Annotated in this window: 17 protein-coding genes; 10 read left to right on the forward strand and 7 right to left on the reverse strand. The window is 48.3% G+C overall.

The genetic code is table 11. The features are described 5' to 3' along the window. Positions 1–132 precede the first annotated feature (132 nt). A complete protein-coding gene (locus tag IY568_RS14390) occupies positions 133–1824 on the forward strand; it encodes a molecular chaperone HscC (RefSeq protein WP_194867950.1) in 1692 nt (563 codons plus the stop codon). Between the two features lies 1 nt (position 1825). Further along, entirely contained in the window at positions 1826–2569 is a 744-nt protein-coding gene (locus IY568_RS14395; RefSeq protein ID WP_194867951.1) for a J domain-containing protein, read from the forward strand. Here the strand turns inward: IY568_RS14395 and IY568_RS14400 are convergent. Beyond that, on the reverse strand, positions 2566–3522 hold the full coding sequence (locus IY568_RS14400) for a bile acid:sodium symporter family protein (RefSeq protein WP_125562833.1): 957 nt from the start codon (positions 3520–3522) through the stop codon (positions 2566–2568). The genes IY568_RS14395 and IY568_RS14400 overlap by 4 nt on opposite strands. A 142-nt stretch (positions 3523–3664) precedes the next feature. On the opposite strand from IY568_RS14400, the gene IY568_RS14405 reads away from it, so the two are divergent. From IY568_RS14405 to IY568_RS14415, 3 genes are all read left to right on the forward strand, one after another. Beyond that, the gene (locus tag IY568_RS14405) at positions 3665–4657 is read left to right on the forward strand and encodes a winged helix-turn-helix domain-containing protein (protein WP_194867952.1); all 993 of its coding nucleotides are present in this window, start codon (positions 3665–3667) and stop codon (positions 4655–4657) included. A 118-nt stretch (positions 4658–4775) separates the two neighbouring features. Beyond that, positions 4776–5531, forward strand: coding sequence for a DsbC family protein (locus IY568_RS14410; protein WP_194867953.1), 756 nt, complete (start codon positions 4776–4778; stop codon positions 5529–5531). Between the two features lie 132 nt (positions 5532–5663). Next, positions 5664–7895 (forward strand): tetratricopeptide repeat protein, encoded by a 2232-nt coding sequence (locus IY568_RS14415; protein WP_194867954.1) that lies wholly within the window; start codon positions 5664–5666, stop codon positions 7893–7895. Here the strand turns inward: IY568_RS14415 and IY568_RS14420 are convergent. From IY568_RS14420 to IY568_RS24800, 3 genes are read right to left on the reverse strand one after another with little or no spacing between them, the layout of a single operon-like run. After that, positions 7892–8212 carry an antibiotic biosynthesis monooxygenase family protein gene (locus IY568_RS14420; protein ID WP_194867955.1) on the reverse strand — a complete coding sequence of 107 codons (321 nt, stop codon included), beginning with the start codon at positions 8210–8212 and terminating at the stop codon, positions 7892–7894. The genes IY568_RS14415 and IY568_RS14420 overlap by 4 nt on opposite strands. Further along, positions 8209–8436 (reverse strand): NIPSNAP family protein, encoded by a 228-nt coding sequence (locus IY568_RS14425; protein WP_228553361.1) that lies wholly within the window; start codon positions 8434–8436, stop codon positions 8209–8211. The genes IY568_RS14420 and IY568_RS14425 overlap by 4 nt, the downstream gene beginning before the upstream one ends. After that, complete coding sequence (locus IY568_RS24800) at positions 8382–8540, reverse strand: hypothetical protein (protein ID WP_228553355.1); 159 nt, start codon at positions 8538–8540, stop codon at positions 8382–8384. Before IY568_RS24800 ends, IY568_RS14425 begins: the two co-directional genes overlap by 55 nt. 80 nt (positions 8541–8620) lie before the next feature. Between IY568_RS24800 and IY568_RS14430 the strand changes: the two genes are divergently transcribed. Then, on the forward strand, positions 8621–9322 hold the full coding sequence (locus tag IY568_RS14430; protein WP_125562845.1) for an ArsR/SmtB family transcription factor: 702 nt from the start codon (positions 8621–8623) through the stop codon (positions 9320–9322). Here the strand turns inward: IY568_RS14430 and IY568_RS14435 are convergent. After that, on the reverse strand, positions 9300–9674 hold the full coding sequence (locus tag IY568_RS14435) for a PH domain-containing protein (RefSeq protein WP_125562847.1): 375 nt from the start codon (positions 9672–9674) through the stop codon (positions 9300–9302). The genes IY568_RS14430 and IY568_RS14435 overlap by 23 nt on opposite strands. Before the next feature lie 80 nt (positions 9675–9754). Then, on the reverse strand, positions 9755–9937 hold the full coding sequence (locus IY568_RS14440) for an alternative ribosome-rescue factor A (protein WP_010384195.1): 183 nt from the start codon (positions 9935–9937) through the stop codon (positions 9755–9757). A 197-nt stretch (positions 9938–10134) separates the two neighbouring features. On the opposite strand from IY568_RS14440, the gene IY568_RS14445 reads away from it, so the two are divergent. The 4 genes from IY568_RS14445 (at position 10135) to IY568_RS14460 (ending at position 13781) form a co-directional block, all read left to right on the forward strand. Beyond that, the gene (locus IY568_RS14445) at positions 10135–11121 is read left to right on the forward strand and encodes an alpha/beta fold hydrolase (protein ID WP_194867956.1); all 987 of its coding nucleotides are present in this window, start codon (positions 10135–10137) and stop codon (positions 11119–11121) included. 82 nt (positions 11122–11203) lie between these two features. Then, on the forward strand, positions 11204–12241 hold the full coding sequence (locus IY568_RS14450; RefSeq protein WP_194867957.1) for an NAD(P)H-dependent flavin oxidoreductase: 1038 nt from the start codon (positions 11204–11206) through the stop codon (positions 12239–12241). Positions 12242–12367: 126 nt separating this feature from the next. Then, positions 12368–13183 (forward strand): ABC transporter permease, encoded by an 816-nt coding sequence (locus IY568_RS14455; protein WP_194867958.1) that lies wholly within the window; start codon positions 12368–12370, stop codon positions 13181–13183. 253 nt (positions 13184–13436) lie between these two features. Beyond that, positions 13437–13781, forward strand: a complete 345-nt coding sequence (locus IY568_RS14460; RefSeq protein ID WP_125562855.1) for a hypothetical protein — start codon at positions 13437–13439, stop codon at positions 13779–13781. Positions 13782–13930: 149 nt separating this feature from the next. Here the strand turns inward: IY568_RS14460 and IY568_RS14465 are convergent, their stop codons facing one another. Further along, positions 13931–15007 (reverse strand): ChaN family lipoprotein, encoded by a 1077-nt coding sequence (locus tag IY568_RS14465; RefSeq protein ID WP_194867959.1) that lies wholly within the window; start codon positions 15005–15007, stop codon positions 13931–13933. Positions 15008–15417: the final 410 nt, after the last annotated feature.

A 15417-nucleotide genomic window follows, 5' to 3' on the forward strand; every position in this document is an offset into this window, starting at 1 on the left:
TATGAACTGCAGAATACTTTTTCACCAATTAAAGTCCATAAAGAAAACAGCCGCAAAAACTATAGCAGTGATTTACTACCTTACCCAAAGCACATACACTAGGCGCTGGCTTTACGAATTCAGGAAGTAGTTATGATCACGGTAGGTATCGACTTAGGCACAACCAATAGTGCAGTCAGTTATTGGGATGGTGAAAAAAGTGTATTAATTCCAAACTCTCTGGGTGACTACCTGACCCCATCAGTAGTCGGGGTGGACAATAGCGGCGAGATATTGGTAGGGAAAGCGGCCAAAGAGCGGCTGATCTCACACCCATTAAAAACCACGGCATTATTCAAACGCTATATGGGCACACAGCGCACTGTGACACTTGGAAAGCAGCATTATACCGCCGCTGAGCTATCATCACTGGTGCTTAAATCGCTAAAAGCCGATGCCGAAGCCCAATTATCACAACCTGTTACACAGGCGGTGATCAGTGTACCTGCTTATTTCAATGACTATCAACGTAAAGCCACTAAACTGGCCGCAGAACTGGCCGGGTTGGAAGTGCTGAGACTGATCAACGAGCCCACAGCCGCGGCACTGGCATATGGTCTGCAATCGCAAGAAGATGACACCCATTATCTGATCCTGGATTTAGGTGGCGGTACCTTTGATGTCACCATTCTTGAGTACTTCGATCGTGTCATGGAAGTCAAAGCATCGGCCGGTGACAATCATCTGGGCGGCGAAGACTTTACCGGATTACTGATCTCGGATTTTTTGCGTCAGCATCAGTTGGAGCCAGAACAGCTAAATGAGCACCAACAACAAAACTTAACCCGGCTTATCGACGAGTGCAAATGCGGTTTAAGCAACGAAAAACACGCCCAGTTTGACATAGAACTCAGCAACCAGACCTTGCGCTATGAATTAACCGAAGAGAAGATGCGCGAAATCTGCCAGCCACTGCTCAATCGCTTACTGACCCCTATTGAACGGGCGTTTAACGATGCCGGACTATCTCCCTCAGACATAGATCATATAGTCATGGTCGGCGGCGCATCACGTATGAATATTTACAAACAATGCCTGATCAAAGCACTAAAATGCTTCCCCACGACTCAGCTTGACCCGGATCTGGTGGTGGCACTCGGTGCTGGCATACAGGCCGGCCTGGTTGATAAAAATGAAGCACTCGATGATGTAGTATTGACGGATGTATCCGCCTTTAGTCTGGGCACTGGTACCCACAATGAACACGATAATGATGGCAAGGTGGGCAACTACTTTACCCCCATTATTGAGCGCAATACGGTACTGCCATGCAGTAAAGAAAATACTTTCTTCCCTATCCATAAATCCCAGGAACAACTGTTAATAACGGTTTATCAGGGGGAAAGCCGATATGTCAAAAACAACATCAAACTCGGCGAAATTGACGTACCATTGCCAAAGGCAGATAACATCGAAGACAAATTAGTCCGGGTACGCTTTACTTATGATGTTAGCGGCCTGCTGGAAGTGGACATTACCGTAGAACACACTCAGCAAACCATCAGCCAGACCTTTGAACAATCTTCCTCTGTGTTGTCGGACAAAGAAAAAGCCCAGCTGAAGGAAAAAATGCAAAAACTCAAAGTCCACCCAAGAGACCAACAGCGCAACCGCTTACTGATGGCTAAACTGGAACGTATCTATGAGCAAAGCCGTGCCCAGTACCGAGAACAAATTGCTGAGCTGATCACATTCTGGGAAGCCGCTTTAGGCTCTCAGGATAACCAGCGTATTGATCGGGCTTATGAGGAAATTACTCAGTTTTTAAAAGAGTTAGGTGAATAAAGTGACAGAAAATCCCTGGGAAGTACTGGGCATCGACCCCAGTGCAGACAAAAAAGCCATAAAACGTGCTTATACAAGTAAGCTCAAGTTGTGTAAACCCGATGAAGATCCAGAAGGGTTTCAGCAACTGCGTGCCGCCTATGACGCAGCACTGGCACATTTGGAGGCACAGCCCCAGCAACGTGTAAAGTTAAGCTCAGCAGACGAACAGCCGTCAGAACTCGCTGAACCTGAAGCCATCAAGCCAGAGGTTTTGCCGGACACAACCCCGGCGATGCACTTTGAAACACCCCAGGCACAACCCGGCACGCCGCCTCAGCTTAATTCGGAGCTGCAGGAGTTTGACACTGAATTAGCACAGCTGCTGGACAATTCATATCGCCGTAATCAACAAGGGGCCTGGCAGTTGCTTATTGAGCACCCAGTCTGTGTCGATTTACAAAGTCGTCGGGCCGCCTCGCACCGGATATTCCACAGCGTGCTGAACTATCAAAAGTCAGAACGCGCAGAAGTCACTCCTCTGGACATAGAAGTGTTGGTATTTCTGAACCTGCACTTTGACTGGGCGGAAGATCAAGAGCTGGAGCAACAGGTGGGCCATCCCGACTTTTACAATATGACCCACAAAGAGATGCCAGAACCAGAGGTCCGCATCGAGCCGGTGGGTGATACCAGCAACATTGCCAACCTATTTATTGGCCTGACCATACTCTGTGCCCTTGGCCTGATCATGATTTCTATCTAGGCATCTGACACCTCAGCGCTCTGCTCCACTGACTGAGAAGACAGGCTGCGACTACGTTTGCGCCACCAGGTCGCCAGCACAGAGCCGCTGACATTGTGCCAAATCGAAAACAAGGTACCGGCCAATGCACTGGCGGGGGCAAAAAACTTCATCGCCAGTGCAACCGCCAATCCGGAATTTTGCAACCCCACTTCCAGAGCAATCGTACGGCAACTCGTTTCAGGCAGACCCAGCCGCTTCGCCACCAGATACCCTAGCGACAAGCCAGTCGTATTATGTAGCACCACCGCCAACGCAACAATTGGCCCAATGGTTGGTAAGGTTGCCGCATTTAATGCCACGACAATCGCGATGATCAGCACGATTGCGGCCACTGAAAATAATGGTAAAAGCGGAACAAGCCGTTGAATATAGGCACTGAAAAAATAATTCAGAAGTACACCTGTTAGCACAGGGAACAACACAATCTTTAGTAAATTCAGCATCATGCCTGCCAATGGAATATCAACTACCTGACCTGCCAGCAACTCAACCAGCAGTGGCGTCAGTACCACGCCTGCAAGGGTACTCATGGCCGTCATGGAAATAGACAAGGCTACATCACCTTTGGCCAAAAAACACATCACGTTGCTGGCCGTGCCACCTGCGACACAGCCGACCAATACCATGCCTAAAGTCAGATCTGCATCGAACTGAAACAACAAAGCAATCAATAAAGCGACCAATGGCATCACGCTAAACTGCAACACCAGGCCTATCAGTACCGCCTTAGGTTGATTCAGTACATGACGAAAGTCCGCCGGTGTCAGAGTTAACCCCATCGTTAGCATAATAAATGCGAGTAAAGGAATGATGGAGGCCTTTAAAGCGACAAAGGGCTCAGGTGTATAAAATGCAAAAGCACTGAGCAAAATCGCCCAGAGTGGAAACAGTTGGATGATAAAACGCAACATATAGGGCGCTCAGTATGGCAATCAAGATGACTCAGTTATACCGTAATTGACCGGGAAAACAAATCCTGCCTCTGTGGCTCGTTTTTTATCACCTATATGATAAGGTTAGGTCCTGTATCGTGGATTTATGCGAAGGACTGACATGGCCGAGTACCGCTTTTTATCTTATCGTTTTGATTGCCAGACTCATACACTAAAACAAGGCAAACAACCTCTGGAGCTGCGCCCCAAAGCAGCCAAAGTACTGAGTTATTTGCTGCAACATGCCAATACAGTGGTCTCCAAACAGGAGATAATCGAAGCCGTATGGGGTCATCCTCATGTGCAGGAGCATCGCCTGTTTCAGCTGATCAGTGAACTCAGAAAGCTGGCCCCCGAACAAGACCTGATCCGCACCTACCCTAATCAGGGTTACAGCTGGCAGGTAAAAACCAAAGTGGTTTTGCCGCCCTCGCGTAACCGGTTTGCCCTGGCGGCATCATTGCTCCTGTCTGTTAGCGTCGCCAGCGGCGCTTATCTGAACAATCAGCCTGCGTCCACCAGCACACCGACGCTACTGCCAGCCTTGTCGGCATACCACAAAGCCATCGTGGCTTTTGAGCACCAGAAGTACCCGCAGGCGCAGCAATGGCTGACTTTCAGTTTACAAGAAAATCCAGAGTCAATTGAAGCCCAATTGCTGCTGGCCGAAACCTTATTACAAATGAATGAAACAGCGCAGGCACAGCACTATGCCAGTCAGGTAGTTCAGCACACGGCGGTTAATAGCTATTATTTTTCACAAGCGTCAGATCTGCTCAGCAGGCTCTCAGTCAGTCAGGCGCGCTTCTCCGAGGCGCTAAACTTTGCCATTCAGGGACAGCAGGCCATCGATCAGCAAGCAATTTGCAGCGCAGTGGTCATGCGACAGCGCATCGCCGATTTGATCATCGCGCAACCGGAATCGTTACAGTCTGCGACACTGCACAGTGCAACAGCACAACTCACTCACGGCTCTGTACCAACAAACACAGCGCAAAACATCAACTCGCAGCAGTCCGAACTGTGCAAACAGCTCACCCAGCCTGGACCAACTTCGATGCGACTGTGCACACCGTCCAGCGGTGTTCACATAGGTCGAGAGAGGCTTGCTTAACCAATTGATTTAATTGCTTTGATAGAAGTTTATAGGTCATTTTAAGGCGAATTTAAAAGCCATTACCAGCCAGCTTAGTTATAACCGGGGCATCTTTTTTGTCAGCTGGATATTTACTATGACCTTGTCTACTTCTCTTTCAACGTTTCTGCTTGGCACAGCATTACTGAGTGCCTCTCCTTTGGCCGCAGAGCCAACCCCCCCCACGACAGCCAAAGCAGGCTCCCCAAAAGAAAAAGCAAAAAATAAATTACGCGCACTGGTTGGGACAAACATCGATTTTGAACTGCACCCTTACTCAGATGACTTCTTTCGCCTGGCACTCGGCAATGAACACCTGCTGTTGTCAAAAGATGGTAATTACCTGTTCAATGGTCGTGTTATTGATGTGCGCAATCGGGTTGATCACATCGCCAAAATACAACAAATTGCCAATCAACAAAAAATGGCTGATGTGCCTTATGAGCAATTATTAACCTACCCGGCACAAGATGAAAAATACCGCATCACAGTGTTCACCGACATCGACTGCCCCTACTGCCGTAAATTTCACAAGGAACTGCCTGCGCTTAATCAACAGGGCGTTACGGTCCATTATGTGATGATACCCAGAGGCCGAGCAGGCAGCCCTGCCTACCAAAAAACGGCAGCAACGCTCTGCGCTGAGCGACCTAATCAGGCTATGGATGCCGCAATGCGCAGTACACCAGCGCCTCTAGAAAACACAGAGTGTGAACACTCACTGGATGCCCAGGTTTCACTGGCGCAACAGTTTGGGTTTCAGTCGACACCGACTATCCTGCTACCCAATGGTGAAGCGGTCCCGGGTTACTTACCAGCCAGAGAACTGGTGGCGCGGCTGGCGCAGCGCTAGCCCTGGCTCTGCCACTCTGAAAGGCGGTGTAATTGGCATTCCGACACAAACGGGTTATTATTCAATCATTCATAGTGGCCCTTGCCAGATCCAAATGGCGCGAGAAATACGGGTAGTACGATCGGAAGTTCGATGTTAATGATGCGCTTACAGAGCCTGTTCAGGCTAGGATACCGAGGCTTAATTCGCTACACCTTGCTGGCGTTGCTATTGTGCTCCTCTGTGGCTCAGGCGTTTTCCATTACAGAGGCAAAACGCCAACTGGACGACGCGCAAAACCTCAGAAGCGGCTCACCTCAGTCTGCGATCAGGTCGCTGGCCCAACTTGCAGATGAGCCGGCACTGAAGTCGTATCCGGAAGAGTATTACGAAACGTTAATGGCGCTGGCTCACACCCTGATCAGTCAGGGCGACTACGATAAAGCGCAACAGCGTAGTGAACAACTACAGCACTTCGCCATCGCGCAAGGCAATCCCTACCACCATGCCTATTCCTTTTTGTTATTGGGATTTATTGCGGACAACCAAAGCCGATTTGATCAGGCCCAGGCCTATTATAACGATGCGCTCGACACCGCGATTGATGCCAATGATAACGAAATGATTGCCCAATCATATGAGCGCATTTCTGCGGTACTACGGCGCCAGGACAAGTACATCGAAGCACTGAAAGTAGCTCAGAAGTCCATCAATGTACTCAGTATTCTGGGAGAAACTGAAGTCTACGCCAGAGCGCTGGTTAACCTGGGGATTATTCAGACCGCACTGGGGGATCATGAGAGTGCGCTGGAAACCTTCACCCGCTCTTTTGAGCTCAGCCGTGAGCTGAGTTTTGACAAAGGTATCGCCGACTCCATTTATGAATCTGGCGTGGTGTATCAGCGCATGGAAAACTACCCGGCCGCGCTGAAGCATTTTAAGATGGCGCATGAACTCGATGAAAAATCGGGTAACCTGATGGATATAGGCAACAGTGCTATGCGCAGCGGGTTTATGGCACTCGAGACCGGCGACCTGAAAGAAGCAGAATACTTCGCAACCAAGTCACAAAAGCTCTATACACAGATAGACTCAAAAAGTGGCCTGACTCGCAGTTACAACCTGCAAGCCCGGATAGCACTCAAATCGGAGCAAACAGCACTGGCAACAGAGTATGTGGAGCAATCGCTGGAGATTGCCAATAGTTATAACCTGACCGGCTATTTAGTTGCTTCTCAGCTGACTCAGGCACACATCGCTGCGGCCTCACAAAATCACGAGACAACACTTGAGCGGGCCCATCAAGCCCTTGCCACAGCAACGCTGATTAATGACAAAGACGGCCAAATCAAATCCTATCAACTGCTGGCAGACACTTACCAGGCTATCAAGGATCCGCAAAATGCCCTCGACGCACACCTGAAATTCACCCAACTCAGAGATGACCTGGGCAACAGTCAGCACAACCTGACACTGGCCGCATTGCAAAGCCGGGTTGAATTTATTCGCAAACAACAAGAAATCGAAACACTCAATCTCGACCGGGCATTGAAGGACACCCAACTCAGAGAGCGGGAGTGGCAACTCAAGGCATGGTGGTTCGGCACAGCCGGGGTGTTTATGCTGGTGCTCGCGATTGGTTATCGGCAAGTCAAAAAACGTAAACTGGCTGCCGAGCGCGCGGCCCTGCTGCAAGAAGTGGTCGACAAGAAAAATGCGATGCTGGCAGATGTCTCTCACGAGATCCGCACACCGCTTACGGCACTGCAACTGCAGGTTGAAGCCTTACAATTTAATATCGCCCAGGACGTCGACGCTTCATACAATACGATCAATCGTAAATTGTCAGATATTAACCGTCTGATCTCAGACATTCATCAGCTGGCCATGGCCGATTCACAGAGCCTGTATCTCAATCTGGTGCAGTGTAACCTCACCGAAGTGATGACACTCTGGGAGCAGGAATTTGCTCAATTCTCGCAAGGAAAAGGCTTTGATTGGGAAGCCAGTATTCAGCTAACCGGCGCAGTGACCGTGAGTTGGGACATGGATCGCATTAAGCAAGTACTCACAAACTTAATCGCCAACAGCACCTTGTACACCGACAAGCCTGGTAAGCAGCAGCTCAAGGTCTGGCAACAGCATAAGAAAATACACATTACCCTGGAAGACACTGCTCCGGGCGTGATTGATGAACACCTGAGCGAAATATTCGAGCGATTGTTCCGGGTAGAAAAGTCCCGGAGCAGGCGTACCGGCGGCTCGGGTCTGGGCCTGGCCATCTGTAAAAGCCTGATTGAAGCACATCATGGTAAAATTGTGGCCCAGCATAGTGAGCTGGGCGGATTGAAAATCGTGATAGTGCTCCCGACAGAGGTTAACTAAGGCGCTTGCTCCCGGTCTTGACTGCCATAATCGCGCACTACTTGGGCGACTCGAATACGGTAGTGCTGAAACATGCGCTGTCTACCCTGCTGCTGCGCCGCCCGATGCTCCTCCTGCATTCGCCACTGCAGCACAGCCGCTTCATCCCGCCAGAATGACAATGAGAGCAACTGTTCAGGGTTGTTCAGGCTTTGATACCGCTCAATTGATATAAATCCGTCGATGTTTTGCAGGCTGGGCTTAAGATCTGCCGCGATATCCAGATAGGCCTGTCGCTTGGTCTGGTGAGGCGTTACCTCAAAGATAACGGCTATCACAATGCATTCACTCCTTGCAGATAAGTTTGTTCAATACAGGATAAGAAACTGCGCTTTTCCTGCAAAATAAAGCCCGCTTCTAGAGCAAAGAGAAAATTGGCCCGTCCTTGTTGATCCGCTTTCAGGCGCACACGGTACGCCTCATATTCCGCCAGGCTGGTAAAGCTGATCAGGCCATAAGCAACAAAATTAGTGCCCTCATGAGGCGCAAAATAGCCAACCAGTTCACCACCACATCTCGGATGATCTCACCCCAATTGCGGGCATATTGCTCAAACAAGTCCAGCTTACCCGGGTCAATCCGATACTCAATAAAACAAGTGATCATAGTGCATTGTCTCCTCTTGCGTTTTTCGGCACTATATCGACTACTCAATGTCCATGCTTCGGCCCATATCGAACTATCTAATGCACGATCCCGACATCACAGTGATTACCAGCTTGATTGGTGAGCCTAGCAGGGCACGGATGCTCCTTGCCTTAATGTCGGGCAAAGCCCTGACAGCAACAGAGTTGGCACTTGAAGCAGACATCACTGCTCAGACGGCAAGCAGCCATCTGTCAAAACTGGTTGACGGGTCACTCATTACAGTCAGAAAACAAGGCAGACACAAATACTTCCAACTTAAAGGTCAGGCTGTAGCAGGTTTGATTGAACAGCTACTCACACTCAGTAGCAGCACAGTACTGAAAACCAATAGTGGGCCAGACGACCCTTATCTTCGACAAGCACGCGTATGTTATGACCATATTGCGGGTGAACTGGGCGTTCAGCTCTATGATGCGCTGGTCGCGGCGAACTACATAGAAGATAAACAAGCACAGACTTTGCTGACACCCAGAGGCACTGCATTTTTTGAGCAGCTGGGCGTCTGTTTTAGCACCTTTAAAGAGAAAAAACGGCCGATCTGTAAATCATGTTTGGATTGGAGTGAGAGACGCAATCACCTGGCAGGTAGTCTGGGAAACTGGATCCTGAATGATGCACTTGAACGAGGCTGGCTGAAAAGAGTACCCGATTCACGAGTACTCATTTTCAGTGATGAAGCGCACAGTAAACGCTTTGCTAAAACCTATGGTTTAAAACTCACAGACAATACTGAGAAATAATTTTATAGACCTGATTAATGTTGTCGCCTGCTTTGAATTCTTTGGTTAGTGGCTCAGGCTCAGAGCCTATCCAGATTTTCAGCTCAGCGTCCAAATCAAAATGACCAGCCGACTCCTTACTGAACTTAGTGATTTTGCTATAGGGAATGCTGAGCATTTCCACTTTAGAGCCAGTGACACCTTGCTTGTCCACCAGAATAAGTCGTTTGTTAGTAAACACAAACATATCCCGAATGACTTTATAAGCCTGCTCAACGCTTTCCCCGTCTATCAGGGTATCGTTTAATAGCTTGTCCAGCTCATCGCTGTCTACTTCACTGGCATTACCCAATAATCCACTTAATAGTCCCATCTGATTGCTCCTTTTATTTAATCAGCCACAAGCTTAGTAACATAATATCCGTTTGTCGAAAGCCTTATCTTATTGCTCGCCTAAGCTGCCATAAGGTAAGGCTCTCGGCCTTGATGCTTGTCTTTTCGACGATAGCTGCCTTTGCCTTTTTTACTTTTCTCAACTTTGCTTTTGAACAATGGACTGGTTACCAATGCTTTCAAGGCATTGTCTTTAATGTCGCCACGCTGATGGTCGTGGGACTGGCTGCGTTTGCTTGCCATACGTAGTATACTCCTGAATATAAGATGAAATATTAGCCAGTTTTGGCTGCGCTGATTATTGATGTATTTAGACCGCTATGCAAGTACATTTTAGTGGCAAAACATAAAAATCTTTTGCTTCCTTTACGCTGCAAATCAAGAATGTAACTCTCTATGAGCTATACTTTTTTTCAAAGTTGAATGACTCTGTTAAACCTATGCGTAGCATTAAAACCTCAAATGGTCTCACTCTGAGCTATCAGGACTGTGGTAACCGACATGCACCAACCATTATCCTGATCATGGGACTGGGCGCGCAAATGACCGTATGGCCCGATGAGCTGTATTTTGGTCTGGTCGACAGAGGGTTTAGAGTGATCCGCTTTGATAATCGCGATACCGGATTATCGAGTCATCTTGACGAACATGGTACCCCCAACCTGTTCAAAACCTGGTTACGTCGTAAGGTCCCTTTTGGTAAGCAGGCGCCCTATTCACTGGAGGATATGGCAGACGATGTACTGGCGCTGATGAAAGCGTTAAAAATAAAGAGAGCACACCTGGTTGGCGCTTCTATGGGTGGCATGATTGCACAGATCCTGGCGGCCAAACAGCGCAAAAAGGTACTCAGCCTGACTTCAATTATGTCTAACGCTAACAACCAGTTAATCTCTGGAAAAAGCCTAGGAGTATTATTAAAACTGGCTCGCCTGACACCGCGTAATAACAGCCCTCAGGCCGCGATTTCTTATAATGTCAGACTTAACCAACTGATTGGGAGCCCAGCCTATCCGCGAGACGAACAGACTCTGCGTGAGCAAGCGACCATGCACATCAGCCGCGCCCACAACCCGGCCGGGTTTAAACGCCAGCTTGCTGCCATTACGGCCAGCGGTGACAGGCGCCATTTACTCACCCGGATTAAAGCGCCCACTTTGGTGATCCACGGCACCCACGATCCCATTTTTCCGCTCACAGCAGGCCAGCAAACTGCCGCCGAAATTCGCAAAGCAAGACTCAAAATCGTTGAAGGTCTGGGCCATGACTTTCCGCCTATGCTGATGGGAAAAATGGCAAAGTGGATTGCAAAGCACGTGAAAAAAGCCGAACTCAAACGGCTAAAAAAGAAACGGAAGAAAAAGACGGCTACTGAGCAAGTCGAACGACTATCAACACAAACGAGTAAGCCCGACCCGTCAAGCTAAGCCCGGTTTGAAATATTCGCTTTTCTTATGTACTACTTTCCCGGTATGCTTATAACACATCAGACCAGTTCAAATCATCAACATGAAAACACGTATTACCCATTTGCTTGGCATAGAAAAGCCCATCATTTTACCCGGCATGAGCTGGATCTCGGTCCCTGAACTTGTAGCGGCCGTATGCAACGCCGGTGGACTGGGGATTTTAGCCTCCGGGCCACTGACACAAGAGCAAACACGCCAGGCCATCGCCAAAATTCGCACTCTGACCGATAAACCCTTTGGCGTTGGAGTCACCTTACTGATGCCCGGCGCAAAAGAAAATGCCAAGGTCGCTTTGGCTGAGCAGGTGCCGGTGATTAACTTTTCTCTGGGCAAAGGTGACTGGATAGTGGAAGGCGTAAAACGCTACGGCGGTAAAACCATTGCCACTGTGGTCACCGAAAAGCACGCACTGGCTGCACAAAAAAGCGGTGCCGATGCCTTGCTGGTCACCGGTCATGAAGCCGCAGCCCATGGTGGTGAAGTAACGTCGCTGTGCTTAGTGCCTAATATTGTCGAACTGGTCGACATCCCAGTGATCGCAGCAGGCGGGTTTTCCGATGGCAAAGGCTTACTGGCTGCTCTGGCATTGGGCGCTGATGCCGTAGCCATGGGCTCTCGACTGGCTACCAGCACGCAAAGCCCGGTCCATCAGAATGTCAAACAAGCGGTGGTTGACAAAAAGGTGGCGGACACCATTTACTCTAAAAACTTCGATGGCCTGTATGCCCGGGTAATGAAAACCCCGATGGCAGAACAAGCCACCCGCCGTCCCATGAATCCCATAGTGGCAGTCTTTAAATCCTTTAAAGCGTCAAAAATGGTCGATATGCCGCTGTGGAAATTACTACTGGGACTACTGGCCCAGTTCGACAAAATACGTATGCTGACTCTGTTTGGTGCCGCCACAGAAAAACTGGAAGCCGCCACCATAGCGGGCGACCTGGAAAACGGCGTACAGTTTATTGGCCAGTCTCAGGGAATGATCCGCGATATCGAACCCGTTGAGGTACTGATGGAACGCATTATGGTTGAAGCAGAAGCCGAACATACTCGGATCAACAAACTCATGATGCAATGACCTTAAGCTCAAATTCGCTCTCGCTAAACAACGATGCATGTTAGCCAAGCGATGGGGTGCTCTTAAAGGGTTGTCTGTGTAATAATTAACTGTAATTAAAATACTTAACCTTATCCAGACACCCAGATGCAACAGGTAATCGACATCCAATGGTGGCAGCTGGGCTTATTCAGCCTGACCTTGCTGCTGCCCTTTACCATCAACGCGCTGTACCAACTCAAGATTGGCAAAGAAGCTGTTATCGGACTCATCCGCATGGTCGTGCAGTTATTTCTGGTCGGCCTGTATCTGGAGTACCTGTTTACGCTCAACAACTTGTGGATAAATCTGGTCTGGTTGCTGGTGATGCTGCTGGTCGGCAGCAGCGCAATTATCAGTAAAGCCCGCCTCCCCAGGCGACCGTTATTTCTGGCTGTCTTTACGGGTTTATGTGCAGGACTGTTACCTTTGCTGGGCTTCATTACTGTAGTGGTTGTTCAGCCAACCCCGTATTACCATGCTCAGTACCTGATCCCACTGGCAGGCATGTTGCTGGGCAACAGCCTCAATGCCAATATTGTTTGCCTGCAACACTTTTTCGACGCCTTTAAAACCCGCTGGTCTGAGTATGAAGCCGCGCTCTCACTCGGGGCACCCGTGCGCGCAGCCACCCAGCCCTTTGTACAAAACGCCCTGCAAAAAGCGCTCGCGCCTATTCTCGCCACCATGGCCACCACAGGTCTGGTCTCACTGCCCGGCATGATGACCGGTCAGATCCTTGGCGGTGCCAGCCCCATGGTCGCCATCAAATATCAGGTGATGATCATGATAGCCGTCTGGGTCATGATGAGTGTGTCTATCACGATGTGCTTGTTTATTGCCGTACGCAATGTGATCAGTCCGCAGGGCAGACTAAATTCTGAATGCCTGGGCTGGAAGCAAACAAACATAGAACATAATTAAACCCATAAACGATAAACTCGCTTCCAGCGTACCTGTCACCGTTTGCATATTTATTAGTATCGCACGCATGGGCTTGTTATCTCTGATTCGCGAAGCGGCTTGAGCTATGGATTGATTTATGGAACAATTCCGCACTTATTTACCCACTTGATTTATTTTGAGCCTTGCTGATTTACATGTCAGTTAAATGCTGTGCGCTTAGCACCATCAAAAATAGGCTCAATGCATCCAAAATTCATTCAAAGGAATAATTATGAATCTTTTAAAAAAAATATCTGTCTCCCTCGTTTTCCTGGTCAGCCTTCCAGCCTTTGCTGATTCTTTTTGTACAGGCAAGGTTACAAAGCTAGGTGTTGGCCGTCATGGAGTCGTTTATGTGTCTGGTCCTGGCGGTTTGCCCGTCGTTTATTTGTGTAATCTTCAGGGTAAGAGCAATGGTATCGAGACTGAAAGTTGTAAAGCAATGTACAGCTCACTGTTGGCTGCAAAGGCGCAAAACAAGCCAGTAAGCATTACATTCAACCCTAATATTGGCTCTTGCTCAGGCTTAAGTTCTTGGCGATATGCGCCAAATGTCAACTGGGTTATTTCTGAGTAATATAACCTGAGACTATTCGCCAATGGCTCACTTGTAACTGTTGGCGCTTCCCACCTTCATATAGTGAAGCCTTTATATCAAATGGCTACCTGAACCTGTAGAGCGAGAAAGCAGCAATCGATCAGTTTAGTGCTCACATTGCTGTATGCCTAATTCCTGACTTGGTTATTCCCAAAGCTACAATCTTGCTTGGAGCGCTTAAATACGTTTTTCATCCAAACCTTCCTGTTTTTCGCTGTTTTTACCTGCTCAGGTAAAGCGTAAATCAACAACAAATAGTCACCCGTTACCATATCTTTGTCACTAAATGAGGGCGAGTTGGCATCTGACACCATAACGGGTTGAATCACAGCAGTCTGATTATTTCTGCGTAACTTCAACCTCTCAACGGTGCCCAGGCCTGATGCCGAGTGGAAATGGCCGTTCAAATGAACCAGTTTATGCTTCGGATGAGCAGCCAATGCCCTATCAATTGACTCCGCCATGGTGTCATCACGTACCACCTGAGCATGGTAAGTATTCAGATTAGGTTTAGTCCGCTTTGAGTGCTTGTCAGTGCTTTGGGCGTCAGGCTTGTTACCCATTGACCCGGTGAACTTTTCAAAATAGGCGCCTTCCTCAGGCATATAGAACGAAGCAGCTATTTGATTTTTTCGTTGGGCAGGTAATTTATCCAGCACACTGAGACCCTCTCTACCGATACACACAACGATGTCTTTTGGCGCATTGGCAGCAATGACTGGCAAGCCTCGTTGTTTTGCCATTTCTACCACTGGACGATAACTGCTTTTATAGTTTTCCCAGGCGCGAGCAAAATGACGAAGAGACCACTCACCTATCTTGCCACTCAGGTAGTCATCAACAATTGGTTGTACATCACGTTCAAATTGCTCCATCGATAAAATCACTTTTTCACCGCTGTCCAGCATGCGTTGGTAAATCACAGCTTGTGCCAGGTGATTACCGGGATGACCATGGTTTTCTCCAATAAAGACAACATCATATTCAAGAAGCCCACCATTACTGAGGCTGAGATCGACCACCACGGGCTTACCACTTCTTACATCAATGAGTTCATAGTCATACAAATTAACCAGCGGTCGAGTGAGCTGCCATCCTCCTTCCGTTGCGATTAATTTCTGTGAAGGTGACGAATTATGATTAAGTGAACAAGCACTTAAAAAAGTAAAGGTGATGACAATACAAGCCGTACAAAGTTTGTTCATGAGACCCGTTCCTCCTAAAAAATAATATCAAAATATCTGCCAAAGAAGCGTAACTGGCGCCTTACAGCCAATAAAAGTCCCAAGAGCTGATCTTAGTCTTTGTAACGCTCGTACAGCCTTTTGTTATACCCATTTGCTTACTTAAGTGCGCCATTTTGAGGCGATAAAACATCGTCAATAACTAGGCAAAAATGTTGTTTTTTAGTTGTTCTAAATAAGAAGTTTTTAGCATCGTTAGCGTCATATTTGCTCCTTCAAATTGAACAGATAGTAAGTGAAATTGGTATTCGTAAATTGCATAAACAAGCTACCCTGATTCAATACTCCTAGCCTGCACGACAAGCTTGGCTATATCGCTGAGAGTAACCGGAACTGAGCCATTACTCAGGCACAAAATCAGACATTCATAT

It is taken from the genome of Pseudoalteromonas sp. PPB1, from assembly GCF_015356275.1.
GTDB classification, from domain to species: domain Bacteria; phylum Pseudomonadota; class Gammaproteobacteria; order Enterobacterales; family Alteromonadaceae; genus Pseudoalteromonas; species Pseudoalteromonas rubra_D.

Coding starts and splice junctions, on each gene's coding strand:
- IY568_RS14430 (WP_125562845.1), top strand. CDS start 8,621: ATGCACGATCCCGACATCACAGTGATTACCAGCTTGATTGGTGAGCCT.
- IY568_RS14460 (WP_125562855.1), top strand. CDS start 13,437: ATGAATCTTTTAAAAAAAATATCTGTCTCCCTCGTTTTCCTGGTCAGC.
- IY568_RS24800 (WP_228553355.1), bottom strand. CDS start 8,540: ATGATCACTTGTTTTATTGAGTATCGGATTGACCCGGGTAAGCTGGAC.
- IY568_RS14455 (WP_194867958.1), top strand. CDS start 12,368: ATGCAACAGGTAATCGACATCCAATGGTGGCAGCTGGGCTTATTCAGC.
- IY568_RS14435 (WP_125562847.1), bottom strand. CDS start 9,674: ATGGGACTATTAAGTGGATTATTGGGTAATGCCAGTGAAGTAGACAGC.
- IY568_RS14400 (WP_125562833.1), bottom strand. CDS start 3,522: ATGTTGCGTTTTATCATCCAACTGTTTCCACTCTGGGCGATTTTGCTC.
- IY568_RS14390 (WP_194867950.1), top strand. CDS start 133: ATGATCACGGTAGGTATCGACTTAGGCACAACCAATAGTGCAGTCAGT.
- IY568_RS14465 (WP_194867959.1), bottom strand. CDS start 15,007: ATGAACAAACTTTGTACGGCTTGTATTGTCATCACCTTTACTTTTTTA.
- IY568_RS14450 (WP_194867957.1), top strand. CDS start 11,204: ATGAAAACACGTATTACCCATTTGCTTGGCATAGAAAAGCCCATCATT.
- IY568_RS14445 (WP_194867956.1), top strand. CDS start 10,135: ATGCGTAGCATTAAAACCTCAAATGGTCTCACTCTGAGCTATCAGGAC.
- IY568_RS14405 (WP_194867952.1), top strand. CDS start 3,665: ATGGCCGAGTACCGCTTTTTATCTTATCGTTTTGATTGCCAGACTCAT.
- IY568_RS14410 (WP_194867953.1), top strand. CDS start 4,776: ATGACCTTGTCTACTTCTCTTTCAACGTTTCTGCTTGGCACAGCATTA.
- IY568_RS14440 (WP_010384195.1), bottom strand. CDS start 9,937: ATGGCAAGCAAACGCAGCCAGTCCCACGACCATCAGCGTGGCGACATT.
- IY568_RS14415 (WP_194867954.1), top strand. CDS start 5,664: ATGTTAATGATGCGCTTACAGAGCCTGTTCAGGCTAGGATACCGAGGC.